Source organism: Nocardioides humilatus (genome assembly GCF_008373755.1).
GTDB lineage: Bacteria > Actinomycetota > Actinomycetes > Propionibacteriales > Nocardioidaceae > Nocardioides > Nocardioides humilatus.
In genome coordinates, this window is sequence record NZ_VUJV01000001.1 from 433535 (window position 1) to 460203 (window position 26669).

Annotated in this window: 26 protein-coding genes and 2 tRNA genes; 8 read left to right on the forward strand and 20 right to left on the reverse strand. The window is 69.3% G+C overall.

Annotated elements, in window-relative coordinates:
* The first annotated feature begins 16 nt into the window (after positions 1-16).
* Positions 17-622, forward strand: coding sequence for a Maf family protein (locus tag F0U44_RS01970; protein ID WP_149726573.1), 606 nt, complete (start codon positions 17-19; stop codon positions 620-622).
* Here the strand turns inward: F0U44_RS01970 and F0U44_RS01975 are convergent.
* Together F0U44_RS01975 and F0U44_RS01980 are read right to left on the reverse strand one after the other, a co-directional pair.
* A complete protein-coding gene (locus F0U44_RS01975; RefSeq protein ID WP_149726574.1) occupies positions 608-1804 on the reverse strand; it encodes an acyl-CoA dehydrogenase family protein in 1197 nt (398 codons plus the stop codon). The genes F0U44_RS01970 and F0U44_RS01975 overlap by 15 nt on opposite strands.
* Before the next feature lie 58 nt (positions 1805-1862).
* Positions 1863-2510 carry an NADPH-dependent F420 reductase gene (locus F0U44_RS01980; protein WP_149726575.1) on the reverse strand — a complete coding sequence of 216 codons (648 nt, stop codon included), beginning with the start codon at positions 2508-2510 and terminating at the stop codon, positions 1863-1865.
* A 120-nt stretch (positions 2511-2630) separates the two neighbouring features.
* Here F0U44_RS01980 and F0U44_RS01985 point away from each other — a divergent pair, with 120 nt between their 5' ends.
* Positions 2631-4418 carry an acetyl/propionyl/methylcrotonyl-CoA carboxylase subunit alpha gene (locus F0U44_RS01985; RefSeq protein ID WP_246160241.1) on the forward strand — a complete coding sequence of 596 codons (1788 nt, stop codon included), beginning with the start codon at positions 2631-2633 and terminating at the stop codon, positions 4416-4418.
* Positions 4419-4511: 93 nt separating this feature from the next.
* Here F0U44_RS01985 and F0U44_RS01990 read toward each other — a convergent pair whose 3' ends face one another.
* Positions 4512-5048 (reverse strand): hypothetical protein, encoded by a 537-nt coding sequence (locus tag F0U44_RS01990; RefSeq protein WP_149726577.1) that lies wholly within the window; start codon positions 5046-5048, stop codon positions 4512-4514.
* A 92-nt stretch (positions 5049-5140) separates the two neighbouring features.
* A complete protein-coding gene (locus tag F0U44_RS01995; RefSeq protein ID WP_149726578.1) occupies positions 5141-5923 on the reverse strand; it encodes a calcium-binding protein in 783 nt (260 codons plus the stop codon).
* 189 nt (positions 5924-6112) lie between these two features.
* Here F0U44_RS01995 and F0U44_RS02000 point away from each other — a divergent pair, with 189 nt between their 5' ends.
* Positions 6113-6508: a type II toxin-antitoxin system PemK/MazF family toxin gene (locus F0U44_RS02000; RefSeq protein WP_149726579.1), complete on the forward strand. Its 396-nt coding sequence runs from the start codon at positions 6113-6115 to the stop codon at positions 6506-6508.
* On the opposite strand, the gene F0U44_RS02005 is transcribed toward F0U44_RS02000, so the two are convergent.
* From F0U44_RS02005 to F0U44_RS02015, 3 genes are all read right to left on the reverse strand, one after another.
* A complete protein-coding gene (locus F0U44_RS02005; protein WP_149726580.1) occupies positions 6466-7332 on the reverse strand; it encodes a calcium-binding protein in 867 nt (288 codons plus the stop codon). The two genes, F0U44_RS02000 and F0U44_RS02005, sit on opposite strands and share 43 nt — an antisense overlap.
* Before the next feature lie 70 nt (positions 7333-7402).
* A complete protein-coding gene (locus F0U44_RS02010; protein ID WP_188113273.1) occupies positions 7403-8569 on the reverse strand; it encodes a calcium-binding protein in 1167 nt (388 codons plus the stop codon).
* Between the two features lie 69 nt (positions 8570-8638).
* The gene (locus F0U44_RS02015; protein WP_149726582.1) at positions 8639-9799 is read right to left on the reverse strand and encodes a SpoIID/LytB domain-containing protein; all 1161 of its coding nucleotides are present in this window, start codon (positions 9797-9799) and stop codon (positions 8639-8641) included.
* Between the two features lie 60 nt (positions 9800-9859).
* Between F0U44_RS02015 and valS the strand changes: the two genes are divergently transcribed.
* Complete coding sequence (gene valS / locus F0U44_RS02020) at positions 9860-12469, forward strand: valine--tRNA ligase (RefSeq protein ID WP_149726583.1); 2610 nt, start codon at positions 9860-9862, stop codon at positions 12467-12469.
* 3 nt (positions 12470-12472) lie between these two features.
* Positions 12473-12634, forward strand: a complete 162-nt coding sequence (locus F0U44_RS22855) for a hypothetical protein (RefSeq protein WP_188113274.1) — start codon at positions 12473-12475, stop codon at positions 12632-12634.
* Between the two features lie 112 nt (positions 12635-12746).
* Here the strand turns inward: F0U44_RS22855 and clpX are convergent, their stop codons facing one another.
* The 13 genes from clpX to lpdA all read right to left on the reverse strand — a co-directional run bounded on the left by clpX (position 12747) and on the right by lpdA (position 23855).
* On the reverse strand, positions 12747-14036 hold the full coding sequence (clpX, locus tag F0U44_RS02025; protein WP_149726584.1) for an ATP-dependent Clp protease ATP-binding subunit ClpX: 1290 nt from the start codon (positions 14034-14036) through the stop codon (positions 12747-12749).
* Positions 14037-14140: 104 nt separating this feature from the next.
* Complete coding sequence (locus F0U44_RS02030; RefSeq protein WP_149726585.1) at positions 14141-14749, reverse strand: ATP-dependent Clp protease proteolytic subunit; 609 nt, start codon at positions 14747-14749, stop codon at positions 14141-14143.
* A 4-nt stretch (positions 14750-14753) separates the two neighbouring features.
* Positions 14754-15359 carry a ClpP family protease gene (locus F0U44_RS02035; protein ID WP_149727494.1) on the reverse strand — a complete coding sequence of 202 codons (606 nt, stop codon included), beginning with the start codon at positions 15357-15359 and terminating at the stop codon, positions 14754-14756.
* A gap of 101 nt (positions 15360-15460) precedes the next feature.
* Positions 15461-15931: an SRPBCC family protein gene (locus tag F0U44_RS02040; RefSeq protein WP_188113275.1), complete on the reverse strand. Its 471-nt coding sequence runs from the start codon at positions 15929-15931 to the stop codon at positions 15461-15463.
* Positions 15932-15979: 48 nt separating this feature from the next.
* On the reverse strand, positions 15980-17161 hold the full coding sequence (locus tag F0U44_RS02045) for an esterase/lipase family protein (protein ID WP_149726587.1): 1182 nt from the start codon (positions 17159-17161) through the stop codon (positions 15980-15982).
* Positions 17162-17220: 59 nt separating this feature from the next.
* A complete protein-coding gene (tig, locus tag F0U44_RS02050; protein ID WP_149726588.1) occupies positions 17221-18615 on the reverse strand; it encodes a trigger factor in 1395 nt (464 codons plus the stop codon).
* 32 nt (positions 18616-18647) lie between these two features.
* Positions 18648-18720: transfer RNA gene (locus F0U44_RS02055), tRNA-Pro, on the reverse strand.
* A gap of 47 nt (positions 18721-18767) precedes the next feature.
* Positions 18768-18841, reverse strand: a tRNA-Gly gene (locus tag F0U44_RS02060).
* 117 nt (positions 18842-18958) lie between these two features.
* On the reverse strand, positions 18959-19750 hold the full coding sequence (locus F0U44_RS02065; RefSeq protein ID WP_246160242.1) for a PP2C family protein-serine/threonine phosphatase: 792 nt from the start codon (positions 19748-19750) through the stop codon (positions 18959-18961).
* A complete protein-coding gene (locus tag F0U44_RS02070) occupies positions 19705-20547 on the reverse strand; it encodes an Fpg/Nei family DNA glycosylase (RefSeq protein WP_149726589.1) in 843 nt (280 codons plus the stop codon). Before F0U44_RS02070 ends, F0U44_RS02065 begins: the two co-directional genes overlap by 46 nt.
* Complete coding sequence (locus F0U44_RS02075) at positions 20540-21046, reverse strand: ribose-5-phosphate isomerase (protein ID WP_149726590.1); 507 nt, start codon at positions 21044-21046, stop codon at positions 20540-20542. The genes F0U44_RS02070 and F0U44_RS02075 overlap by 8 nt, the downstream gene beginning before the upstream one ends.
* A gap of 16 nt (positions 21047-21062) precedes the next feature.
* Complete coding sequence (locus F0U44_RS02080) at positions 21063-22430, reverse strand: NAD(P)H-quinone dehydrogenase (RefSeq protein ID WP_149726591.1); 1368 nt, start codon at positions 22428-22430, stop codon at positions 21063-21065.
* A 9-nt stretch (positions 22431-22439) separates the two neighbouring features.
* Positions 22440-23855: a dihydrolipoyl dehydrogenase gene (lpdA, locus tag F0U44_RS02085; RefSeq protein ID WP_149726592.1), complete on the reverse strand. Its 1416-nt coding sequence runs from the start codon at positions 23853-23855 to the stop codon at positions 22440-22442.
* 25 nt (positions 23856-23880) lie between these two features.
* Here lpdA and F0U44_RS02090 point away from each other — a divergent pair, with 25 nt between their 5' ends.
* From F0U44_RS02090 to F0U44_RS02100, 3 genes are read left to right on the forward strand one after another with little or no spacing between them, the layout of a single operon-like run.
* Positions 23881-24333, forward strand: coding sequence for a gamma-glutamylcyclotransferase family protein (locus tag F0U44_RS02090; RefSeq protein WP_149726593.1), 453 nt, complete (start codon positions 23881-23883; stop codon positions 24331-24333).
* Between the two features lie 52 nt (positions 24334-24385).
* Positions 24386-25840 (forward strand): YncE family protein, encoded by a 1455-nt coding sequence (locus F0U44_RS02095; RefSeq protein ID WP_149726594.1) that lies wholly within the window; start codon positions 24386-24388, stop codon positions 25838-25840.
* 19 nt (positions 25841-25859) lie between these two features.
* On the forward strand, positions 25860-26660 hold the full coding sequence (locus F0U44_RS02100) for a purine-nucleoside phosphorylase (protein ID WP_149726595.1): 801 nt from the start codon (positions 25860-25862) through the stop codon (positions 26658-26660).
* Positions 26661-26669 lie beyond the last annotated feature (9 nt).

Genomic DNA, 26669 nt, shown 5'->3' on the forward strand with positions numbered 1-26669 from the left:
CGCGTAGGGTGCGGGCGTGCCGACGTTCGTCCTCGCCTCCGCCTCCCCCGCCCGGCTCAAGACCCTGCGGTCCGCCGGCCTCAATCCCGTCGTCATCGTGTCGGGTGTCGACGAGTCACAGGCCGACGGCCTGCCGCCCTTCGAGATGGCCCTACAGCTCGCCGAGCTGAAGTGCGCGGCCGTGGCCGAGCGCGACGACGTGCCGACCGACGCGTTGGTGCTCGGCTGCGACTCGGTGCTCGAGCTCGACGGTGAGGCGCTCGGCAAGCCCGCCGACGCCGCCGACGCCATCCGTCGCTGGCAGTCGATGCGCGGCCGTTCGGGCGTGCTCTACACGGGCCACTGCCTCCGTGACACCGCCACCGGCCAGGTCGCCGCGGCCACCGCGTCGACCACGGTCCACTTCGCCGACGTCACCGACGCCGAGATCGAGGCCTACGTCGCCACGAGCGAACCCCTTCACGTCGCCGGCGCCTTCACCGTCGACAGCCTCGGCGGCGCCTTCGTCACCGGTCTCGACGGCGACTACCACAACGTCGTCGGCGTCAGCCTGCCTCTGCTGCGCGACCTGGTCATCGAGCTCGGCCACGAGTGGACCGAGCTGTGGTCACTCGACAGGTAGCCCCAGGCCGCGGGCGATGAGCATCCGCTGGACCTCGGAGGTGCCTTCGCCGATCTCGAGGATCTTGGCGTCGCGGTAGAAGCGGGCGACGGCGTATTCCTCCATGAAGCCGTAGCCGCCGAAGACCTGGGTGGCGATGCGGGTCGCGGTGACCGCCGACTCCGAGGAGTAGAGCTTGGCGATCGAGGCGGCGTGCTTGAAGTCCTTCATGGACGGGCCACCCGGGGTGTCCATCGCGTCCTTCATCGCGGCGGCCTTGTAGGTCAGCAGACGCGAGGCGTGGAGCATGACCTCGAGGTCGGCGATCTGGAAGGCGACGCCCTGCTTGCGACCGATCGGGCCGCCGAAGGTCTGCCGCTCGCCGGCGTAGTCGACGCAGAGGTCGACGCAGGCCTGGATCAGGCCGACCGCAAGGGCGGCGATGGCCACCCGGCCGTCGTCGAGGGTGGCGAGGAACTGGGCGTAGCCCCGACCGCGCTCGCCGAGCAGGTGGTCGACCGGGACGCGGCAGTCCTCGAAGGACAACGGGTGAGTGTCGGAGATGTGCCAGCCGAGCTTGTCGTAGGCGGGCTCAGCAGTGAAGCCGGGCGTGCCGGCCGGGATGACGATCGCGGAGATCTCGGCGCTGCCGTCCTCGCGGGTGCCGGTGCGGGCGGTCACGGTGACCACGGAGGTCATCGACGAGCCCGAGTTGGTGATGAACTGCTTCGAGCCGTTGACCACCCACTCGTCGCCGTCGATCACGGCCTTGGTGCGGGTCGCACCGGCGTCGGAGCCGGCGCCCGGCTCGGTGAGCCCGAAGGCGGCGAGCTTGCGTCCGGCCACGAGGTCGGGCAGGAAGGTCTGCTTCTGCTCTGCGGTGCCGTAGGTCAGGATCGGGTTGATCCCCAGGCCGACCCCGGCCTCGAGCGTGATGCCCATCGACTGGTCGACGCGGCCCAGCTCCTCGATGGCCAGGCAGAGCGACGTGAAGGGACCGTCCTCGGGAGCGAGTCCGGCGCCGCCGTACTCCTCCGGCGCGACGAGGCCGAAGAGGCCCAGGTCGCCCATCTGCTCGACGACATCGGTCGGGAAGTGGTGGTCCTTGTCCCACTGCGGCACGTGCGGCGCGATCGCGGACTCCGCGAAGTCGCGGACGGTACGGCGGAACTCCTCGTGCTCACGGGACAGCTCGAACGTCATGCCGCGCATCGTAGCCCGCGAGGTTAACGTTTGTTAACCTCGGGCCGCCTTTCGAGCGTCAACGCACCACTTTCCAGTTGAAGTACGGCGACCCGACGGCTCCCATGACCCGCAGCCATGCCGGCATCAGCCACTCGGTGCCCCGCGCCGTGGTGACGTCGCCGAGGTCGACGATGTCGGTGTGACCGAGCTCCGCCAGCAACCCCGCCACCACCTCTTTGGCAGCCGGATCGTCGCCCGACATGAAGACGGTGCCGGGGTCGGGGAGCCGGTCGGGGTGGGCCATCACGTCGGCAGTCATCGTGTTGAGCGACTTCACCACCAGTGCCGCCGGGTGCGCACGCTGGACCTGCTCGGCCATCGAGTCGTCCTGGGGGAAGGTGATGCGCGGCGGGAAGCCACCGGAGAAGTCCAGCCCGTTGGAGATGTCGAGCACGATCTTGCCGCCGAGGTCGCCCGCCTGGGCGAGGACCTCGAGCGTGGCGTCGCCGTTGGTGGCGTTGACCACCAGCGCGGCCAGCTCGGACGCGGCAGCGAAGGTCGCGAGCCCGACCTCGGGATGGTCGGCCTGCCAGGCGGCGTAGTCCTCCTTGGCGGCGGTGGCGGCCGGGTCGCGGGTGCCGATGGTGACCGTGTGGCCCAGCTCGGCGAAACGGGGGGCGAGGGTCCGACCGACGACGCCGGTGCCGAGGACTGCGATCTGCATGTCTTGTGTCTACTCGCCAGTAGCAGTCCGGACAACGTCCGGAACTGAATGCCCGGTGAAAACCCCTCCCGAAGGACCCCTAGACTGCCGGACGATCCGAGACGACGAGGAGATAGTCGCGTGCCCGAGATTAAGCCGTTGCAGAAGGTACTGATCGCCAACCGTGGTGAGATCGCGGTGCGGGTGATCCGTGCGTGCAAGGACGCGGGCATCGGCTCCGTGGCCGTCTACGCCGAGCCCGACCGCGACGCCCTGTTCGTCCGGCTCGCCGACGAGGCCTACAGCCTCAACGGCTCGACGCCCGGCGACTCCTACCTGGTGATCGACAAGATCATCGCGGTCGCCAAGGAGTCCGGCGCCGACTCGGTGCACCCGGGCTACGGCTTCCTCGCCGAGAACGCCCTCTTCGCGCAGGCGGTCATCGACGCCGGCCTGATCTGGATCGGCCCCTCCCCCGAGGCCATCGACGGCCTCGGCGACAAGGCGAAGGCCAAGCAGATCGCCCTCGCTGCCGGTGCGCCGCTCGCCCCGGGTCTCAAGGACCCGGTCAAGGACGCCGACGAGATCGTCGCCTTCGCCAAGGAGTACGGCCTCCCGGTCGCCATCAAGGCGGTCTTCGGCGGTGGCGGTCGCGGCCTCAAGGTCGCCCGCACCCTGGAGGAGATCCCCGAGCTCTTCGAGTCCGCCACCCGCGAGGCGATCAGCGCCTTCGGCCGCGGTGAGTGTCTGGTCGAGAAGTTCCTCGACAAGCCGCGCCACGTCGAGACCCAGTGCCTGGCCGACTCCCACGGCAACGTCGTGGTCGTCTCCACCCGCGACTGCTCGCTGCAGCGTCGCCACCAGAAGCTGGTCGAGGAGGCACCCGCGCCGTTCCTGACCGACGAGCAGAACCAGCGGCTCTACGAGTCCTCCAAGGCGATCCTGCGCGAGGCCGGCTACGTCGGCGCCGGCACGTGCGAGTTCCTCGTGGCCATCGACGGCACGATCTCCTTCCTCGAGGTCAACACCCGCCTCCAGGTCGAGCACTGTGTCTCCGAGGAGGTCACCGGCATCGACCTGGTCCGCGAGATGTTCCGCATCGCGGCCGGCGAGGAGCTCGGCTACGACGACCCCGAGGTCCGCGGCCACTCGATCGAGTACCGGATCAACGCCGAGGACGGCGGCAACAACTTTATGCCCGCCCCCGGCACGCTGACCGCCTGGAACCCGCCGCAGGGCCCCGGCGTTCGCGTCGACGGCGGCTACGAGAACGGCGAGACCGTCCCCGGCTCGTTCGACTCCCTCGTCGCCAAGCTGATCGTCACCGGCAAGGACCGCACCCAGGCCATCGAGCGCTCGCGCCGTGCCCTGGGCGAGTTCGAGGTCGACGGCATGCCGACCGCCATCACCTTCCACGAGGTCATCGTCAACGACCCCGCCTGGGTCGGAGCGTCCAACCCGTCCGGCGAGGGCTCCTTCGACGTCTACACGACGTGGATCGAGACCGACTTCGACAACCAGATCACCCCCTACGGCGGCGCAGCCGGCGAGGCTGAGGAAGCCGGCGAGCGGCAGAAGGTCGTCGTCGAGGTCGGTGGCAAGCGCCTCGAGGTCGTCCTCCCCGCCGGGCTCGGCGGCCTCTCGAGCGGCCCCGCGGCCGGAGCGAAGAAGCCGAAGCGTGCCGCGGGCAAGAAGGCCGGCGCCGCCGCGTCGGGCGACTCCGTCACCAGCCCCATGCAGGGCACCATCGTGAAGATCGCGGTCGAGGAGGGCCAGGAGGTCGCCGAGGGCGACGTCGTGGTCGTCATCGAGGCCATGAAGATGGAGCAGCCCCTCAAGGCCCACAAGGCCGGCACCGTGACCGGCCTCAAGGCCGAGGTCGGCGCCACCATCGGCAACGGCGAGGTCATCTGCGAGCTCAAGGACTGAGCTCCACCAGCAGCACGACGGCCCGGCCCCTGATCGAGGGGCCGGGCCGTCGTACTTTTAGGGCGTCAGCCCTGGTTGATCAGCCTGGGTCGATCAGCCTCGGGCGAGCCAGGGCGTGAAGGAGTGCGCCTGGCCCAGCCAGTCGCGAGAGGCGAAGGCGGGGCCGCTCACCCGGATCGCGACCCGGACCTCGTCCGGGTTGCCGATCGCGCCGCGGGAGATCACGAACGTCGCGGTGTCTGCGGCGTAGTCGACGTCGAGGGAGTAGCTCCCCTCGACCGGCTCGCCCCAGGTCTCGGGCCGGAATGCCTCGACCTCGATGAGCTGGTAGTCCGTGCCCTCAGTGAAGCCGGCGACGAAGGCGTACTCCGGACCCGGGTCCTCGGAGTCGGTGTCGATGAAGACCACGCCGCCCGAGCCCGACGAAGGGGCGCGGCGGAGGTTGTCGTGGGTGGTCTCGATGACCAGCTTGTGCGCGCGGTGGTCGACCGACGCCGCGAACAGGTCCGAGCCGTGCGGTGAGTCGTTGGGGTCGTCGATACCGAACAGCTCGGCGTTGGCCGGGCCGGCGAGGCCGACGGTGAAGGCAGCGGCCGACAGGGCGGCGGCGGTGCGGGCGATCTTGTTCATGGGGGGTCTCTCCTGCTGGTAGCGGTCGCCCTGTCGGGCCGCGCCCGATCGGGCACAGACAAGAGACGCAAGCTCCAAGAAATTGGTTGCAATCAACGATTGCGATCGCAGCTGCTGACCTCAATGGAGACGCAGATGAGAGGAGCAGCTCGCGACCCTCCATCGGCGTAGTCGTATCCGGCCCCACCATCGACGAAGCTCGACCTGTCCCCGGGCGCGTACGCATAGTCGGATCCGCCGTAGAGCCGCGCTCGCAGGCTGCCGTCGACCGCGGTCACCCCCTCGTGGCCGTTGGTGCCTCGGTACACCCAGTCGTGATTGCCGAAGAGATACGTCTCCTCCCAGCCGCTGTAACGCCCGACCGGCCCAGCGCCGACGCGGATCTCCGCGGTGCGTTGGCTCAGCAGCATCGCAGCAGTGCCGGTCGAGTCGTCGACGTGCAGGATGCCCTCGTCCCTTCCGTCACCGCCGACGAAAGACATCGGGACGTCGGGAACGGTCTCGACCCCGATCACGTCGTCGCCGGGGCCTCCGTTGACGGTCCCTCCGACCGGAAGCTTGATGCCGTCGTCCCTGTCGTCGCCCGGACCGTAGAAGATCTGAAGGTAGCCCTCGGCGTCGTCCCACGCCTCGAAGTGGTCGGCGCCGCGACCGAGCCGGACGATGTCGTCGCCGCGCCCGCCGATTACAACGTCATCGCCGTCTCCGCCGATGAACACGTCATCCCCGCCCAGATCGGACGAGGCGTCTTCACCAGAGTTGCCGCAGACCGTGTCGTTCCCGAGAAACGAGTAGATTTCGTCGTCTCCCGACAACCCGACGATCACGTCGTCCCCGTCGGTCCCCCAGATGAAATCGTCATTCTGCGTGCCCACGATCGTCGCCTCGATCCCATTGCACAGCCGGGCGGGCACCGCCGTGCTTGCAGGCGCCGCGGCACCCAAACCGACGATGAGGCACGCCGAGGCGCCCCCACGCAAGAATCTCCCCACTTCGTACCCCCGTGCTCGTCGAACCAGGGTAGGACGACGCCAGCATTCCCGCCGGAGGTCTAGGTTTTCGACGTGACCGACTACCACCCCGTGGCTGATGGCAGACCGGATCCCGGCGAGGTGTGCTGGGCCTGGGTGCCGTATGAGGACGACCCGAGCCAGGGCAAGGACCGCCCGGTCCTCGTGATCGCCGTCCACCCCGCCGACGGGGCTGGCGGCGAGCGCGCGGTCGCCTGCCTGGTCATGACCAGCAAGGACCACGACCGCGACGCCGCCCAGGAGGCCTCGGCCGGACGCCACTGGATGGACGTCGGCACGGGGGCCTGGGATCGCGAGCACCGCCCCAGCGAGGTCCGCCTCGATCGGTTGGTGACCCTTCGCGAGTCAGACGTACGGCGAGAGGGAGCCGCGCTCGACCCCGAGATCTACGACAGGGTGCTCGCAGCCCGCGGCCAGCTCCTGGGCTGACGCAGGACCGGACGCACGCCCGGGGGCGTGACGGTCTGCTCGCAGTCGCCCCACTCGGTCTCGGCGCAGGCGTTGGCGCCGCCGATCACGGCAGCGACGTCGCGCCGTCCGTCACCCCCGTTGACGATGTCGTCACCGCCGCCGGCCGACACGACGTCGTTGCCGCCGTAGGTCGACGCCGAGAGGTGGCCGCCGATCGCGATCACGCTGTCCGGGGCATCGGTGCCGACGTAGGTCCAGGCGTGGTCGCCCTTGAGCCAGACCAGCTCCCAACCGCTGATGCCGCCCGGGGCGTGGTCGGGCTCGGGGCCGAGGATCAGCTGCTGCTCGGCCTGGTCGACCAGCACCGGCTCGGTGCCCGTGATCGTGAGCGTGAGCAGGTCGAGACCCTCGTCGCCGATCAGGGTGACGGGGGCGTCGGAGCTGGTGGTGAGGTCGACGGTCTCGTCACCGGGACCCCCGTAGACCTGGTCACCACCAGCGACGCTGGTCACCCAGTCGTTGCCCAGGTCGCCGAAGACGAGGTCGGCGCCGTCGCCGGTGAAGATCTTGTCGTCGCCCGCTCCCCCGCAGATGACGTCGTTGTCGCCGTAGGCGCGGATGGTGTCGTTGCCGCCCCGGCCGACGATGACGTCGATCCCCGCGGTGCCCTCGATGGTGTCGGCGCGGTCAGTGCCGATGATCGTCGCCGAGAGGCCCTGGCAGGTGTTGTCGGCCGCAGCGAGCTGCGCGCCACGCTCGCGTCCGGACACGCCGAAGAACGTGGCGAGCACCGCCAGGCCCAGCAGCGCCGCCACGGCTGCGAGCATCGCGCGTCCGCGCATCGTGCCTCCTCAGCGTCCGAGCGTACGGCGGCACACTGACGCCGCTGCCGCGAAACGCCGAGGAGCGCCGCTATGCCTCGCAGCCCGCCTTGACCTCGGTGACGCACACGTCGCCCCCGGTGCCGCCCTCGCCGATGTCGAAACCATGGTCGCCGATCAGCAGGTCGTTGCCACCCTTGCCGCGCAGCCGGTCGTCGCCGCCGTTGCCGCGCAGGAAGTCCGATTGGTTGGTGCCGGTCAGGGTGTCGTCGTGCTTGGTGCCGGCCAGCACCTCGATGCTCTCGATCGTCACCGACCGGTTGCCCCACGTCGCCTTGCCCGAGCCGAGGCTCGCGGTGACGCCGCGGCGCACCTTCTCGAACGTGATGATGTCGGCGCCGGCCTCGCCATAGGCGTGGCCCCCGCCCTTCGAGAGCACCTGGAAGAGGTCCTTGCCGACGCTGCCGCGCGACGTGCCGCCGCGCATGACGAAACGGTCGTCGCCCTTCTCGCCGAGCGCGAGACCGGTGCGCTTGACGATGAAGATGTCGTCGCCCACGCCACCGTGCGCGACGCCGGAGGAGATCCGGAGCAGGTCGTCGCCACCCTTGCCGAAGATCTGGTCGTCACCGCCGCCGCCGGCGAGGTCGTCGAAGTCGGCGCCACCGTTGATGACGTCGGCCAGCTTGCTGCCCTCGAAGCGCTCGACGTGGCCGATCGCGTCAGTGCCGTTACCGGTGACCGCACCGTTGGGCCAGTTGGCAGTGACCGGGTTGGGAGCCTCCCGGTAGCTCACGACGTCCTTGCCGGTGCCACCGGTGATCTGGTCGTCGCCCAGGAACTCGAGGATCACGTCGAAGCCGCCACCGCCACGGACCAGGTCGTTGCCGTCTTCGGCGCGAAGCAGGTCGTTGCCGCTGCCGCCGCGGACCTCGTCGTCACCGTCGAACCCCCAGATCTTGTCGTTACCGGCTCCGCCGTCGAGCAGGTCGTTGCCGACGCCACCGTGGAGCTCGTCGTCGCCGCCACCACCGCAGACGACGTCGTCGCCCGACCGACCGAAGAACTTGTCGTCGCCGTTACCGAGCAGCACGACGTCGGCGAGCGCCGTGCCGTGGAGGTCGTCAGGACCGTCGGTGCCGACGATGGTGGGGACCTGCCCCTGACACGTCTCCTGCGCGTGAGCAGGCGCGGCGGCGAGCGCCGGAGCCAGGGTCAGGGCGGGGGCAAGCAGGGTCAGGGCGAGTACGTGACGCATGCCCGGGCTAACGAGACGAACTGTCATGGGTGCCGACCAATCTCTCGACTCTTACAACGTGAGACGCCCTCACGTCAGACGGAACCAGCTCGAGCGCAGGCTGAGGTCAGCCCGGAATCCCTCCCCGGTCCTGGTGACGCTCCCGTTGCTCCCCACGACGCGGATCTTCAGCACCCGACCGTTCCACGTGCCGTGGCCGTCGCGCTGGAGGATCCGTAACCGCCGGAAGTCACCAATCGAAGGATAGGCGTGTTCGATGCTGGTCGCAGGGACTCGATAGCTCCACGTGTTGACCGGGTCCCAGGTGTCTTGCTTCGCGGCCAGGTAGGGCACCGAGCCGGCGACGGTCCAGCCTCCGTTGCTGGAGGAGAACTCGGTGTACGCCGACGCGCCGTCGCTCTGCAGCACCTCTCCCGCGGTCGCCACGATCGCGGCGTCGCTCTCAGGCTCGGCGTCGTCGACGCCGCCGTAGACCTGGCACGACGTCGAGCTACAGATGTCGTAGTAGGCCCTGGGGTGCTCACGCGCGTAGTCGGCGTAGGTCCGGGCTGCGACGGCCTGGGCACGCACCGCGTCGGGCTCCCACAACGCGGGCATCTCCCGGGGCACGACGCCGCGGAGGTAGTTCTCCAGGGACACCACGTTGACGGTGTCGCGGTCGCCCTCGGGAGACGTCGCCGAGAGCAGGCTGCCCTGATAGCGACTGGTGCCGGCCGGGGTGACCAGGGCGAGCGGCTGGTCGCCTCCGAGGAACTCGGCCTCGCCGGCGACCACCTTGTAGGAGCGCCAGCGGGACGTGAAGTAGGACACCCGGGTGGCAGCGCCGTCCTGGGCGGCCGTCAGCCTCCATCGCGTCGCCCGCGGTGCGACCGATCCGAGCTCCCACGAGGTGCCGTCGGAGACCTGGCGCACCTTCAACCCCGCCGCCTGCCGTACGACGACGTCGTCACCGGTGTCGTGGGAGATCAGCACCTTGATGGTGCCGGTGGCTTGGCCGATGGTCAGGCCCGGGTAGTAGAAGCGCAGGATCTGCCGATACGTCTTGTCGTGGTCGGACGCGGCCGCCTGGGCGCCGTACTGCGACATCCCGCGGCCGTGGCCGTAGCCGCGCCCCTGGAGGTCGACCCCGCTGGGCCCTCGCTCCACCGGGCGCGCCGCCTCGGCCGGCAGCGAGCGGGGAACCGCTACGAGCAGTGAGGCTGTGAGAACCAGCGCGATCGGCCTGAGCATCCGTCCGAGGGTAATGCGTGAATTCAAACCCGTGGTGCCCCGCCAATAGGATTGACTGTTATGAGCGAGAACCCGCAGGCAGTCGACCCGACGAGCACCGGACCCGGTGCCGTCGAGGTACCCGACAAGCCTGCCCTCGAGGGTCTCGAGGAGAAGTGGGCCGCGCAGTGGAAGCACGACGCGACCTATGCGTTCGACCGCACCCAGACGCGCGACAACGTCTACTCGATCGACACGCCGCCGCCGACCGTGAGCGGCAGCCTGCACGTCGGACACGTCTTCTCCTACACCCACACCGACCTCATCGCGCGCTACCAGCGGATGACGGGCAAGTCCGTCTTCTACCCGATGGGCTGGGACGACAACGGTCTGCCGACCGAGCGACGCGTCCAGAACTACTTCGGCGTGCGCTGCGACCCGTCGCTCCCCTACGACGCCGACTTCACTCCGCCGGAGAAGCCCGACCCCAAGCGGCAGATCCCGATCAGCCGTCCCAACTTCGTCGCGCTGTGCGAGCAGCTCGTCGAGGAGGACGAGCAGATCTTCGAGTCGCTGTGGCGCACGCTCGGCCTTTCGGTCGACTGGGACACGACCTACACGACGATCGGCCGTCAGGCCCAGTCCGTCAGCCAGCGCGCGTTCCTGCGCAACCTGGGCCGCGGCGAGGCCTACCTGCAGGAGGCGCCGACCCTCTGGGACGTCACCTTCCAGACTGCGGTCGCCCAGGCCGAGCTCGAGGCGCGCGACTACGCGGGCCACTACCACCGGGTCGCGTTCCACCAGCCTGACGGCTCCCCCGTCCACATCGAGACGACCCGGCCCGAGCTGATCCCGTCGGTCGTCGCGCTGATCGCGCACCCCGACGACGAGCGCTACCAGCCGCTCTTCGGCACCACCGTCACCTCGCCGGTCTTCGGTGTGGAGATCCCGGTCCTCGCCCACGCGGCGGCCGAGATGGACAAGGGTGCCGGTATCGCCATGTGCTGCACCTTCGGTGACCTCACCGACGTCACCTGGTGGCGCGAGCTTCAGCTCCCCGTCCGCACCGTCATCGGCCGTGACGGTCGCCTGCACCGCGAGACGCCCGAGTGGCTCGGCAGCGAGCAGGCGTCGGCGGCCTACGAGGACCTCGCCGGCAAGACCGTCTTCTCCGCGCGCGAGGCGATGGTCGCCAAGCTGCGCGAGACCGGCGACCTCGACGGCGAGCCGAGCCCGACCCAGCGGATGGCGAACTTCTACGAGAAGGGCGACAAGCCCCTCGAGATCGTCTCCACCCGCCAGTGGTACATCCGCAACGGTGGCCGCGACGTCAAGCTCCGCGACCAGATGATCGCCCGCGGTGCTGAGATCGAGTGGCTGCCGCCGCACATGCGCCACCGCTACGACAACTGGGTCGGCGGCCTCAACGGCGACTGGCTGATCTCCCGTCAGCGCTTCTTCGGCATCCCGTTCCCGGTCTGGTATCCCCTCGACGCCGAGGGCGAGCCCGACTACGCCCGCCTGCTCCTCCCCACCGAGGCTGAGCTGCCCGTCGACCCGTCGACGCAGGCTCCGGCTGGCTACACCGAGGACCAGCGCGGCAAGCCCGGCGGCTTCATCGGCGACCCCGACGTGATGGACACCTGGGCCACCTCGTCCCTGACCCCGCACATCGCGGGCGGCTGGGTCGACGACGACGACCTGTGGCAGCGCGTCTTCCCGATGGATCTGTGCACCCACGCCCACGACATCATCCGCACCTGGCTCTTCGGCCGGGTCGTGCGGGCCCACTTCGAGAACAACGCGGCGCCCTGGTCGCACGCGATGATCTCCGGCTTCATCGTCGACCCCGACCGCAAGAAGATGTCCAAGTCCAAGGGCAACGTCGTCGTCCCCAACGAGATCCTCGACAAGTACGGCGCCGACGCGGTCCGCTGGCGCGCCGCCATCGCTCGGCCGGGTCTCGACTCACCCTTCGACGAGACCCAGATGAAGGTCGGCCGCCGGCTCGCGATGAAGGTCCTCAACGCGTCGAAGTTCGTCCTCGGCAGCGTCGGCGCGACCGAGTTCAGCTCGTCGCAGGTCGGCGAGCAGGTCGACGCCGCGCTGCTCGGCCGCCTCGCCAGCGTGATCACGAAGGCCACCGACGCGTTCGAGGCCTACGACTACACGACCGCGCTCGAGGTCACCGAGAAGTTCTTCTGGGAGTTCTGCGACGACTACCTGGAGCTCGTCAAGGAGCGCGCCTACGCCGACGGCGGCCACGCCTCTGCCTCGGCCAAGGCGACGCTCGCCTTCGCGCTCCACGTCCAGCTTCGCCTGCTGGCGCCGTTCCTGCCCTACGTGACCGAAGAGGTGTGGTCGTGGTGGCAGGAGGGCTCGGTCCACCGCAGCAGCTGGCCCACGGTCAACGAGCTGGGTTCGGCCGGCACCGCTGACGGCACCGCCGTCGACGCGATCGGTGCCGCTCTCGCGGGCATCCGCGGCGCGAAGTCGACCGCCAAGGTCTCCATGCGCACCGAGCTTTCCCGCGTCGAGATCACCGGCCCCGAGCGCCTCGTCAAGCAGGCCGAGCTCGCGACCGCCGACCTCCGTGCCGCCGGCAAGATCACCGGCGACCTGGTCTTCACCGTCGTCGAGGCCGCCAACGAGCTGTCCGTCGCCGCGGAGATCGCACCGACCGAGGAGTGAGCCGTGTCCACTGACCGCAGCGCGCTCGTCTCCACCCTCCACAACGCCGCCCAGAAGGCGACCAGCGAGGCGCAGGCGATCGAGGACCCGTCAACGCGACGCGCGATCACCGAGCTCGCTGAAGCGATCCGGGCGGTCGCACGCCACCTGAAGGACGCCGACTAGCTGCGTTCCGGGTCAGGCGTAGGCCTCGATACACCGCGTCGCGGCTTCGTTCCTCAGCCGCGGCGGCACTCGACCTCCGCGTTCGATGTGTGCCGCGCAAGCGCGGCTCACATCACGCGGACTTCTTCTTGGGCTTCTCGCGGAGCACGAGGGTCGGCGGCACATCGTTGTCGACGACGTCACGGGTGACGATGACCTTCTCGACGTCGCCGCGGGACGGGACGTCGTACATCACGTAGAGGAGGACCTCCTCGATGATGGCGCGGAGGCCACGCGCGCCGGTGCCGCGCTCGAGGGCCTTGTCGGCGATGCCCTGGATCGCGTCGTCGGTGAACTCGAGCTCGACTCCGTCGAGCTCGAAGAGCTTCTTGTACTGCTTCACCAGCGCGTTGCGCGGCTCGGTGAGGATCTGTACCAGCGCGGCTTGGTCGAGCTTGGTCACGCTCGCGATGAGCGGGAGGCGGCCGATGAACTCGGGGATCAGGCCGAACTTGGTGAGGTCCTCAGGACGCACCAGTGCGAGCAGGTCCTCGGCGTCGCGCTCCTCCTTGCCGCGGACGTCGGCGGTGAAGCCGAGCGTCTTCTTGCCGACCCGCTGCTCGATGATGTGCTCGAGGCCCGCGAAGGCTCCGCCGACCACGAACAAGATGTTGGTCGTGTCGATCTGGATGAACTCCTGGTGCGGGTGCTTGCGACCACCCTGCGGCGGCACCGAGGCGGTGGTGCCCTCGATGATCTTCAGCAGCGCCTGCTGCACGCCCTCACCGGAGACGTCGCGCGTGATCGACGGGTTCTCGGCCTTGCGGGCCACCTTGTCGATCTCGTCGATGTAGATGATGCCGGTCTCGGCCTTCTTGACGTCGTAGTCGGCGGCCTGGATCAGCTTGAGGAGGATGTTCTCGACGTCCTCACCGACGTAACCGGCCTCGGTCAGCGCGGTCGCGTCAGCGATCGCGAACGGCACGTTGAGCATCCGCGCGAGCGTCTGCGCCAGGTAGGTCTTGCCGCAGCCGGTCGGGCCGATGACGAGGATGTTGGACTTGGCGACCTCGACGACCTCGTCCTTGCTGTGCTTGCCCTTGCCCTCGCCGATGCCGGGCTGCACGCCGGCCTGGACCCGCTTGTAGTGGTTGTAGACCGCGACGGCGAGCGACTTCTTCGCCTGCTCCTGGCCGATCACGTAGGAGTTGAGGAAGTCGAAGATCTCCTTCGGCTTGGGCAGCTCGTCGAGACCGACCTCGGTGCCCTCGTTGAGCTCTTCCTCGATGATCTCGTTGCAGAGATCGATGCACTCGTCGCAGATGTAGACGCCCGGACCCGCGATCAGCTTCTTTACCTGCTTCTGGCTCTTTCCGCAGAAAGAACACTTGAGCAGGTCGCCTCCGTCACCGATGCGTGCCACGGGCGGTACTCCTCACGTAAATCGGACTCCCCGAAGGTACTCCCTGACGACCCCTCGACGGGAGGGGACACGTCAGGCGGCGCGTCGGGTCGTTCATGCTGGGGTCAGGTGAGTGCGGGGGTGCCCTTGAGCGAGGCGAGCACCGAGTCGATGAGACCGTACTCGACGGCCTGCTCAGAAGTGAGGATCTTGTCGCGCTCGATGTCGCGGCTGACCTCCTCGATGGACTTCCCGCTGGCGTCGCTGAGCATCTTCTCGAGCAGCTCGCGCATGCGCAGGATCTCGTTGGCCTGGATCTCGATGTCGGAGGTCTGGCCGAAGGTGCCCTCGGTATAGGGCTGGTGGATCAGGATCCGGCTGTTGGGCAGCGCGAGCCGCTTGCCGTTGGTGCCGGCGGCGAGCAGGACCGCGGCAGCCGAGGCGGCCTGGCCGATGCACACCGTCTGCACGTCGGGCTTGATGAACTGGATCGTGTCGTAGATCGCCGTCAGCGCCGTGAAAGAGCCACCCGGGCTGTTGATGTAGATGCTGATGTCCTGGTCGGGGTTCATCGACTGGAGGCAGAGCAGCTGCGCGATGACCGCATTGGCGACGTCATCGGAGATCGGGGTGCCGAGGTAGATGATGCGGTCCTCGAACAGCTTCGCGTAGGGGTCGATCCGACGGAAGCCGTAGGAGGTGCGCTCTTCCCACTGCGGGATGTAGTAGTTCATCTGCTCAGTCCTTCTTGTGGGCGGGGCGACCCTGGTCGGCGGCCTCGCGCGCGCTGGTGATCACGTGGTCGACCAGGCCGTAGTCCTTGGCCTCGTCGGCGGTGAACCAGCGGTCACGGTCGGCGTCGTTGGTGACCTGCTCGACCGTCTGGCCGGTGTGCGTCGAGATCAGGTCGAGCAGCACCTTCTTGATGTGGAGCGACTGCTGCGCCTGGATCTTGATGTCGGAGGCCGAGCCGCCCATCCCGGACGACGGCTGGTGCATCATGATCCGCGCGTGCGGCAGGGCGTAGCGCTTGCCCTTGGTGCCGGCGCAGAGAAGGAACTGGCCCATCGATGCGGCCAGGCCCATGCCGACCGTGGCGACGTCGTTGGTGATGTAGTTCATCGTGTCGTAGATCGCCATGCCGGCGTCGACCGAACCACCCGGGGAGTTGATGTGGAGGAAGATGTCCGCCTCCGGGTCCTCCGCCGACAAGAGCAGCAGCTGCGCGCAGATCGCGTTGGCGTTCTGGTCGCGCACCTCGGAGCCGAGGAAGACGATGCGCTCCTTGAGCAACCGGCTGTAGATGTTGTCGTCGAGGAAGCTGAGTCCGGTGGCGCCGTTCATCTCGGGGCCGCTGGGAATCTGGGTCACGTGGCGACCCTAGCCGCCCGAGGACCCGTAACCACGGGATCTCGGGGCCTGTTCGCCGACAGCGGATTTGGCTCTCAGGCCTCGGCAGCAGCCTTGAGACCGGCGACCGTGCGGGCCATCCCCTGCTCGAGCTCGTCGGCGTGCTCGCCGCTGCCGCCGAGGGCGACGGGGGCGAAGGCCTTGCTCAGCAGGGTCAGCTTCTTCGGCACGGGGCGCCGGTGGATGACGCGGGTGCCCCCGTCGGTCGGCTCGAGCTCCCAGATCCACTGGGCCCCGCTCGACTTGGTGTCCCACACCAGGCGGCGGCCGGGCTCGACGTCGGCGACCACGGAGCGGGTCGGCCAGATGACGGCCTTACGCCGGTTGAGGCCGAGGTACCACTGACCCACGCGAAGCCCACCGGGCTTCAGGGGCAGCATCCGCATGGTCTCCGGGCTCCAGCTCGCCATCTGCGAGAAGTCGGTCAGCAGCGCCCACACCTGCTCGGGCTTCGCCGCGACAAGGGTCTCTGCCCGCAGCTCGCGGTCGGCAATCGGCTCAGTCACGAGGTGATCGTGGCACGCACCCGGCGCGTCCGTCGATGCGTCCACGGGTCAGGCGAGCCAGCGCTCGAGCGCCGCCAGGACCTTCGGATGGTTCAGTACGCCGAAGTGGTCGGTGTTGCCGACGTGGAGCACCTCGGCATCGGGGAACAGCTCAGCCCCGCGGCGGTCGCGCCCGACCGCCGAGCGCGGGCGCACCAGGTAGTCGCCGACGTAGTTGCCGACGGGGTGGCGCGCCGACTTCGTGAGCGTGGCGGCGACGAGGCGGTAGCGCGCCTGCTTGAGCGGCGGGATGTCGTCGACGTAGCCGTCGACCAGGTCGCGCACCCCCTCGGAGCGCCGGTCGAGGATCTTGCCGAAGGCCGACGTCTCCGGGAGCAGGCCGAGGAACTTGCTCCCGTGGCCGATGCCCCACGCGATCGGGGCGCCCCGGTGCGGGGAGCACAAGGTGATGACGTCAGTGACCTGATCGGTCCAGGACGGCCCGTCGGACTCCAAGATGTTGGTGGCGGCGCGCATGATCAGGCCGCCCATCGAGTGGCCGACCAGGGCGATCCGCTCGACCTCGACGGGCCAGGCCTCGACCGCGTCGCGGATCAGGCCGGCGAGCATCACGCCGTTGTGGCGGATCGGGAGGCCGGTGTTGGCGCGCAGGAAGACCGGGGTCCAGCCGCGGGCGGCGAGCGCCTCGCCGTAGGTCGTGCCGGTGCGCTCGCGGAAGTAGTTGAAGTAGGACTCGTTCTCGCACAACCCGTGGAGGAAGAACACCAGCTTGTCCGTCGCCCCAGGGAAGGCGGAGCACAGGTCGACGGGGTTGAGCGCCACGTCATGACCGTCGACCCGGACGGCCATCGGGATCGCGAGCTGGGGACGGTCACGCAGCAGCTCGTCGCCGATGAGGCCGTTGACGGCGGAGTGCACGAACCGGCCGCGCACTCCGTCCTCGAGCCGCGGGCCGGCTCCGGCCTCCGCGAGCTTATCGAAGCCCGCGCTGCTGCCGCGGAGCGCGAGCCCGAGGCTGCCGTAGATGGCGCCGGCGATGCCGCGGTGCACCACCTCGACCGGAGCTCCGGCCGAGCCCAGGGGGTGCTTCAGCAGTCCGTGCACCCGGCGGGAGATGGCGTCGTGGGTGTCACGCGCGGTGCCGACGAGGATCTCGTCGGCTGCGGTGGCCGCCAGGGACAGCGCGTCGAAGACGGACGCGCCCGGGGCGGGCGTGGTCGCAATGGGCATAAAACCCACCATATCCCCTCAGTGCACACTTGTGCACTGAGGGGATATGGATCGAAGGATCAGTCCTCCGTGGACTCCTCGGCGGGGGCCTCCTCGGCCGCCTCCTCCGAGGCCTCGGCCTCGGGGTCGCCGATGGTGCCGTCGGGGCGCAGGTTCTTCAGCTCGACGACGTTGCCGGCCGCGTCCTTGACGATCGCGCCCTCGACGAGCAGCGCAAGCGCCTTGCCGCGACGGATCTCCTGGACCATCTCGGGCACGTGGTTGTGCTCGAGCATGTGGTTGACGAACTCCTGCGGGTCCTGGCCGGACTGCTGGGCACGACGCACCATGTGCTGGGTCAGCTCGCCCTGGTCGACGCCGATCTCGTCCTTGTCGGCGATCTCGTCGAGCAGGAACTGCGCGGCGACCGCGTCACGGACGCGACGCTCGAGCTCGGCCTCGAACTCGTCCTGCGTCTGGCTCTCCTCCTCGAGGTACTTCTCGAGGGTCATGCCGGCGTAAGCGAGCTGCTGCTCGACGCTCTGACGACGGGCGTTGAGCTCCTCGGTCAGGATCGACTCGGGCAGCGGGATCTCTACCTTCTCGAGCAGCGCCTCGAGGACGGCGTCACGAGCGGCAGCGGCCTGCTCGAGGCGCTTGCCGCGGGTGAGCCGCTCGCGCACGTCGGCGTTGAGGTCGCCGATGGTGTCGAACTCCGAGGCCATCTGGGCGAAGTCGTCGTCGAGCTCGGGGAGCTCCTGCTCCTGCACCTGGGTGACCGTGACGGCCACCTCGACGTCCTCGCCGACCAGGTCGCCGTTGACGAGCTGGGAGGTGAAGACCTTGTCGTCGCCGGCGGACAGGCCGACGAGCGCCTCGTCGAGGCCGTCGATCATGCCGCCGCGGCCGACCTGGTAGGAGAAGCCGGTGATCTCGGCGCCGTCGACGACCTCGCCGTCGCGGGTCGCCTTGAGGTCGAGGACCACGAAGTCGTCGTCCTTGGCCGGACGCTCGACGTCGAGGAGGGTCGCGAACCGCGTGCGGAGCGCGTCGACCTGCTCGGTGACGTCCTCATCGGTGACCTCGAAGGACTCGACCTCGGCCTCGAGACCGTCGGTGTCGGGCACCGTGATCTCCGGCTTGATGTCGACCTCGGCGGTGAACTCGAGGGGGCCTTCGTCGTCGTACTTCAAGACCTCGACCTCGGGCTGCGCCAGCGGCGTCAGGTCGTTGGCCTGCAGGGCCTCGATGTACTTGGTGCCGAGGATGTCGTTGAGGGCCTCGTCACGCGCAGCACCAGGGAACTGGCGCTCGATGACCGCCGGCGGGACCTTGCCGCGACGGAAACCGGGGATGTTGATCTGCTGCGCGATCTTCTGGTACGCCGCGTCGAGGCTCGGCTTGAGCTCCTCGAAGGGCACCTCGACAGTCAGCTTGGCCCTGGTCGGGCTCAAGGTCTCGACGGCGCTCTTCACAGGCTTTCTCCTTCAATGAATGTGGTGATGCGTCGGGGCGACAGGACTCGAACCTGCGATCTCCTGCTCCCAAAGCAGGCGCGCTAGCCACTACGCTACGCCCCGCCAAGAGGCCTTCGCCGATCCCCCTTTTGGGGTCGCCGCAGGCTCCTTGGAGCGGATGACGGGAATCGAACCCGCGTAGCCAGTTTGGAAGACTGGGGCTCTACCATTGAGCTACATCCGCGCGCGTGGAAACGCGGATGTCATGGTGCCACAGGAGGGACGGCCCGCCCCAACCGGCAGGTGTTCCTGGACCTTGGTTTCGAGGCTCGCTCTGCTCGCACCTCAACCAGCGGGTGCCTCAGCGGCGGTGGACCAGCAGCAGGGCACGGTCGTCGTCGCGCGAGCCCACCTTGGCCGCCAACCGCTCGGCGAGGCCGTCGAACGAGCGCCGGAAGAGATGCTCGGCCACGCCGAGCATCTCGTCGATGCCCAGCTCGATGTCGCGGCGCGGTTCCTCGACCATCCCGTCGGTGTAGAGGAGCAGGGCGTCACCCGAGGTCAGCCGGCCGCCTGCGGGGTCGTAGGACACCCCTTCGATGAGCCCGAGCACAGGCCCCTCAGTCTTGATGACGTGCCAGCGACCCGAACCGGCCGACCGCACGACCGGGGGCGGGTGCCCCGCCGTTCGCAGCTGGTAGTCGCCCGTCTCGAGATCAAGAGAGAGATGGACGGCGGTCGCGAACCCCTCCTCCCAGTCCCGCTGGAGCAGGTAGTCGTTGGCGGCCGGCAGGAACTGGTCGGGCGGTAGAGCGCCGAGGAGGCCGCCCATCGCACCGGAGAGCTGCAGGGCGCGGGTGCCCGCTGCCTCGCCCTTGCCCGAGACGTCGACGACGGCCACCTCGAGCCGACGTCCGTCGGCACGCGTCGTCGCCACCACGAAGTCGCCGGCGAAGGGCGAACCGCCCGCCGAGGACAGCGCTGACTCCACCAGCCAACTGTCGGGGAGCTTCGGAATGGTGCCCTGAGCGAGGATCCGGTCGCGAAGGTCGACGAGCATCGACTCGCCCCGCCGGCCGATCCCGAGCCGGCTCCGGCGCCAAGGCATCATCCGGCGGCCCTCGATCGGAAGGTCGGCTGGCAGCGGCTGCACCAGAACAGGTTGCGTCCGCCGAGCACCTGGGTGCGGACAGGACGGTCGCAGACGTGGCACGGCTGCGAGGTCCGCCGGTAGACGTAGACCTCTCCCCCGTGGTCGTCCTTGCGGGGAGGTCGACCCATGGCCTCGGGCGTGTGCTCGGGTCGGACCGTGTCGATCGTGCCGCTCCGGACGCCGTCGTGCATCAGGTCGACGAGATCGGCCCACATGGCCCGCCACTGCCCGACGCGAAGGGTGCGACCCGGGCGGAGCGGATGGATCCGGTGCCGGAAGAGCAGCTCGGCGCGGTAGACGTTGCCGACGCCGGCGACCACCGCCTGGTCCATGAGGAGCGTGCCGATCGGCGCCGCGCTGCGGCTGATGCGCGCCCACGCCCGATCAGGGTCGGCGTCGGGCCGGAGCGGGTCGGGCCCGGTGCGCGCGACGATCGCGTCGCGCTCGGCCGTCGTGAGCAACGCGCACGCGGTGGCGCCCCGAAGGTCGCCGTAGGCCTTGCCGTCGACCCGGACGATGCGCAGGCGAACCTGCCCGACCGGCAACGGGACCTCGTCGACCGGGTCGTGGATGTCGAACGTGCCGTAGAGCCCGAGGTGGACGTGGACGAAGCGACCGACCCCGAAGTCGATGAAGAGGTGCTTGCCCCAGGTCTCCGCGCCCAGGACCACGGCACCGTCGAGCTGCGCCGCGGAGTCGGCGAAGCGCCCTTGCGGACTGCCGACGCGGACCTGCTGGTCACCGAAGACGTCGGAGACCTGCCGGGCGAGCCGGTGGAGGGTGTGCCCCTCAGGCATCGGTGGCCGGCTGCGCCGACGCGGGCAGCGGCGGGAGCTCGCCGGTGGTCTCGTAGGACGACATCTGGCCGATCCGGCGGACGTGGCGCTCGTCGCCGGGGAAGGGCGTGGTCAAGAAGACCTCGACCAAGCGGGTCAGCTCGTCGAGGGGGTGCATGCGGCCACCGACGGCGACCACCCAGGCGTCGTTGTGCTCGCGGGCGAGCGAAGCGGTGTCCTCGGACCAGGCGAGGGCCGCGCGGACGCCCTTGACCTTGTTGGCCGCGATCTGCTCGCCGTTGCCCGAACCGCCGATGACGACACCGAGGCTGTCGAGCCCGGCGGCGCGGTCAGCTACGACGCCCTCAGCGGCGCGCAGGCAGAAGACCGGGTAGTCGTCGAGCGCGTCGTAGACGAAGGGTCCGTGGTCGACCGGCTCGTAACCGTGCTCGGTGAGCCACTGGACGAGGTGGCTCTTGAGCTCGAGGCCGGCGTGGTCGCAACCGAGATGCACGCGCATGGGCGTCATCCTCCCATCAGAAGTGGTGGAGGCGCCGCGCGGCCTCGGCCACCGAACCGCTCATCGACGGGTAGACCGTGAAGGCGTGCGACAGCTGGTCGGCGGTCAGCGACTCCGCCACCGCCAGGGAGAGCGGGTGGATCAGCTCGCTGGCACGCGGACCGACGACGACCCCGCCCACGACGATCCCGGTGCCGGGACGGCAGAACACCTTCACGAAACCGTCGCGCACCCCCTGCATCTTGGCCCGCGCGTTGCCCGAGAGCGGCAGCATCACGGTCTCGGCCTGGATCTCCCCTGCGTCGATCGCCTGCTGCGACCAGCCGACAGTGGCGATCTCGGGCGAGGTGAAGACGTTGGAGGAGACCTGCTTGAGGTCGAGCGGGGCCACGCTGTCGCCCAGGAAGTGCCACATCGCGATCCGGCCCTGCATCGCGGCGACCGACGCCAGCATGAGGACGCCCGTGCAGTCGCCGGCCGAGTAGACGCCGCGCGCCGACGTACGCGACACCCGGTCGACCTTGATGAAGCCGCCGTCGTCGGTGATGACACCGGCCCCCTCGAGGCCGATGTCGGCGGTGTTGGGGATCGAGCCGAGCGCCAGCACGCAGTGGGAGCCCTGGACCTCGCGGCCGTCGGTGAGCCGCACGGTCACGACATCGCCCGCGCGGGTGACCGACTCCATCCGCGACTGCGACAGCACGTTCATGCCGCGCCGGGTGAGTACGTCCTCGAGGACCTGGGCCGCGTCGGCGTCCTCGCCCGGCAGCACCCGGTCGCGGGAGGAGACGAGCGTGACCGGGATGCCGAGGGACAGGTAGGCACTCGCGAACTCCGCGCCCGTCACGCCCGAGCCGACCACGATCAGCTCGGTGGGCACCTCGGTGAGGTCGTAGACCTGCTCCCACGTCAGGATCCGCTCGCCGTCGGGCATCGCGCTCGGCAGGGTGCGCGGAGCGGCTCCCGTCGCGATGAGTACGGCGTCGGCCGGGATCGTCTCGGTGCCGCCATCGGTCAGGTCCGCCACCACGGCGCCGGGCCCGTCCAGTCGGCCGCGGCCGCGCACCACCCGCACCCCGTCACGCTCCATGCGCTCGGCGATGTCGGCGGACTGCGCGGTCGCCAGCCTCTTCACGCGCTCGTTGACCTGCATCAGGTCGACCGTCGGCGGGTCGCTGAGGATCCCGAGCTCGCCGGCCGCGGCGTATTCGGTCATCACCTCGGCCGTGGCGATCAGGGTCTTGCTCGGCACGCAGTCGGTGAGGACCGCGGAGCCGCCGAGACCATCGGTGTCGACGACGGTCACGTCGGCCCCGAGCTGGGTCGCGACGAGCGCGGACTCGTAGCCTCCGGGACCTCCGCCGATGATCACCACGCGCGACATGGCGCTACCTCAGAGGTTGATCATGTGGCCGGCGATCCCGTGGATCGCCTCCTTGACGGCCTCGGTGAGCGTTGGGTGCGCGAACACGTTGCGCCCGATCTCGTCGGCCGTCAGGTCCCACTTCTGGGCCAGTGTCAGCGCCGGCAGCAGCTCGGTGACGTCGGGGCCGATCATGTGGGCGCCGAGGATCTCGTTGTGCTCGGCGTCGGCCACGATCTTCACGAAGCCGACCGCCTCGCCGAGGCCCTGCGCCTTGCCGTTGGCGGAGAAGGGGAAGGTGGCCGTCTTGACGTCGTAGCCCTTGTCCTTGGCCTGCTGCTCGCTGTAGCCGAACGAGCCGATCTGCGGCGAGCAGTAGGTCGCTCGCGGCACGAAGTCGTATTCGACGGGCATGGTCTCGGCGCCGCCGATGACCTCCGCGGCGACGATGCCCTGCGCCTCGGCGACGTGGGCGAGCATCATCTTGCCGGTGCAGTCACCGATGGCGTAGACGCCTTCGACGTTGGTCCGGCAGTACTCGTCGATCGCCACCGCTCCACGGTCGGTGAGCTGCACACCGGCGGCCTCCAGGCCGTAGCCCTCGACGCGCGGGGCGAAGCCGAAGGCGGCCAGGAACTTGTCGGCCTCGAGCACCTGCTCCTCCCCACCCGCTGCCGGGGCGATGGTGACGCGCACACCGGAGCCGGTGTCCTCGACCGACTTCACCGCGGTCGAGGTGAGGATCTTCACGCCCAGCTTCTTGTAGTGCTTGAGCAGCTCCTTGGACACGTCGGCGTCCTCGGTCGGCACGATGCGGTCGAGGAACTCCACGATCGTCACGTCCACGCCGAAGTTCTTGAGCACGTAGGCGAACTCGACGCCGATGGCGCCGGAGCCACCGATGATCATCGAGCCCGGCAGGTTGGCGTCGAGGATCTGCTCCTCGTAGGTGACGACGTTGTCGCTGAGGGTCACGCCCGGCACCAGGCGGACCTGCGCACCGGCGGCGATGATCAGGTTGTCGCAGGTGTAGGCCGTCACGGCGCCGTCGTCGCCGGCGACGTCGACCGCCAATTTCCCGTTGGATCGCGGGCCGGTGAGCGTGCCCCAGCCGTCGATCTCGGTGATCTTGTTCTTCTTCATCAAGAAGTGGACGCCCTTGACGATGCCGGCGCTGACCTGGCGCGAGCGCGCGTGGGTCGGACCGAAGGCCATCGTGGCGTCGCCCTCGATGCCGTACTTGTCCTTCTCGTGCTGCAGCGTGTGCGCGAGCTCGGCGTTCTTCAGCAGCGCCTTGGAGGGGATGCAGCCGACGTTGAGACACACGCCGCCCCAGTACTTCCTCTCCACCACGGCAACGGACTTGCCGAGCTGAGCTGCACGGATCGCGGCGACGTAGCCACCGGGGCCGGCACCGAGGACGAGGACATCGAAGTGCGTGGTCACGGGGGGAGCCTACTAACCTGACCCCGTGCCCACTTATGCCGCTTACGGGACGAACCTCGACCCGGGGCAGATGGGTGCCCGGTGTCCTCACTCACCGCTCCAGACGACGGGGTGGCTGACCGGTTGGCGGCTCACCTTCGGGGGCGAGGAGCACGGCTGGGACGGCGCGCTCGCGACCATCGTCCAGGACCCCTTCGAGCAGGTCTTCGTCGCGCTCTACGACGTCAGCCCGCAGGACGAGGCGGTGCTCGACGAGTGGGAGTCGGCCGATTCGGGGCTCTATCGCAGGACCAAGGTGCGGGTCGCGACGATGACCGGGTCGGCGGTCGCCTGGACCTACGTGCTCGACGCCTACGAGGGCGGCCTGCCGTCGGCGTCCTACCTCGGGGTCCTGGCCAACGCGGCCGAGGCCGCTGACGCCCCCGCCGACTACGTCGCCGAGCTCCGGCGTCGGCCCTGCCGGTCGACCGGTCTCTAGGACACTTGACCTGGACCGCGTGACCACGAAGGGTCACGGGCGTTGGACAGGCGTGAGCCCACGCCTTGCCCCTCGCCTCGCCCTCTTCGGCAGCGCCCTCGCGGCTGCGGCCGCCACCTTCGCCCTCGCCACGCCCCAAGCACCGGCCGAGGTCGTCGCGAAGCCGCACGTCGCCGACTACTCGATGAACGAGACCACCAGCGTGGCTCTGCCGCGCGGGCTCCGCGACGTCATGTGGGTCGGCAACAACTGGGACGGCACGGCCAGCATCGTCGATGCCCACACCTACGAGGTTCTCAAGCGCGGCGTCAACCTGATCCCGGACAAGCGCCAGGAGATCAACGACATCGTCAAGAACCCCGTCGACCTCGCACTCTTCCTCGCCATCAAGTTCGGCCCGGGCGAGGGCCACAACCAGTACGTCGACGACATGTTCACCACCCGCAACGGCCGCTACCTCGCGGTCTCGCGCCCGAGTTTCGCCGACGTCATCTGGGTCGACATCAAGAAGGCGACCCTCGGCCAGCCCGACGCCATCGTGCGCGAGCAGCAGATGGACGGCTTCCGGACCGACCACATGGGCCTCTCCCCCGGCGGCACCCGGCTCCTCGTGTCCGACTCGACCTCGCGCCAAGTGATCGAGTACGCCATGGTCGACCAGACCCTCGCGGACGGCACCGAGGTCGCGATGGGCGACCGGCTGCGGACCTTCGAGTCGGGCGAGACGCCGCACGAGAGCAACTACACGACCAACGGCGGCCAGATCTTCCACGCCTCGATCGGCAAGGTCTACACGCCGGGTGACCTCACCGCAGCCCTCGACGCGATCCTCGACCCGGTGTCGGACTCCATCAAGGGCGATCGGTGGTTCCAGATCGTCCGGAGCAAGGACTTCAAGATCCTCAAGCGCTGGGACATCGGCGAGGAGCTGGCCGAGGCCGGCTACCCCAACATGAGCAGCGCCGTACGACCGATGGCGATCGCGCCGGGCTCCCGCTACGTCTACTTCCAGGTCTCGTTCTTCCACGGCTACGTCAAGTTCGACACCCAGGCGGCCGACATCAACGGCACCACCGACTACACGCTGCGCGGCATCCCCGAGCCGACCACTGGTCGCGTGCTCGGCATCGTCAACCTCGAGAACCGGGTCCCGACCATGCCGCGGGACCTCTACGTCAACGACTCCGCGCACCACGGCCTGTCCATCAACAGCGCCGGCACCACGCTGTGCGTCGCGGGCACGATGGACGACTACGCCGCGCTCGTGGACGTCGCGACCGGCACGCCGACCTACTACGACGAGGCCTCGACCGGACACGCCTACGAGAAGCCCTACTGGACGACCGAGGGCCTCGGCGACACGTGCTGGATCTCGCTCAGCGGGAGCGACTCCGTGGCCGTGCTCGACACGACCACCGGCGAGGAGCTCGCGTTCGAGGGCGTCGGCAACCACCCCCAGCGGGTGCGTCACGGCTACGTGCCCGAGTCGACCATCGCCCAGTGGTGATCGCGCATAGGGTGTGCGCGTGACCGACCCTTCGCCCTACGACCTCGCCCAGCAGGCGGCCGCCCGTCTCGTGGAGCTGACCGGGATCGCCCAGCACGACATCGCGCTCGTGCTCGGCTCCGGCTGGCTGCCCGCCGCGGAGATGCTCGGCGAGACCACCGCCGAGATCGCGACCACCGACCTGCCGGGATTCAGCGCAGCGGCGGTCGCGGGACACTCCGGCAAGATCCGGTCGGTCCGGGTCGGTGACCGTCAGGCACTGGTCTTCCTCAGCCGCACGCACTACTACGAGGGCAAGGGCGTCGCCGCCGTCGTCCACGGCGTCCGTACGGCGGCCGCTGCCGGCTGCCGCGCCATCGTGCTCACCAACGGGTGCGGCGGGCTCAAGGAGACGTGGACGCCGGGCACCCCGGTGCTCATCAGCGACCACATCAACCTGACCGGCACCTCCCCCATCGTCGGCGCCAACTTCGTCGACCTCACCGACCTCTACTCCAGCCGTCTTCGCGCGCTGTGCCGCGAGGTCGACCCGTCGCTCGACGAGGGCGTCTACTGCCAGTTCCCCGGGCCGCACTACGAGACCCCGGCCGAGATCGGCATGGTGCGCGCGATCGGCGGGCACCTGGCCGGCATGAGCACCACGCTCGAGGCGATCGCCGCCCGCGAGGCAGGGATGGAGATCCTCGGCATCAGCCTGGTCACCAATCTCGCCGCCGGCATGAGCGGCGAGCCGCTCAACCACGACGAGGTCCTCGAGGCCGGCCGCGCCGCCGCCACCCGGATGGGCGAGCTGCTCACCCGCGTCGTGCCGCGGATCTGACGCCTGCGG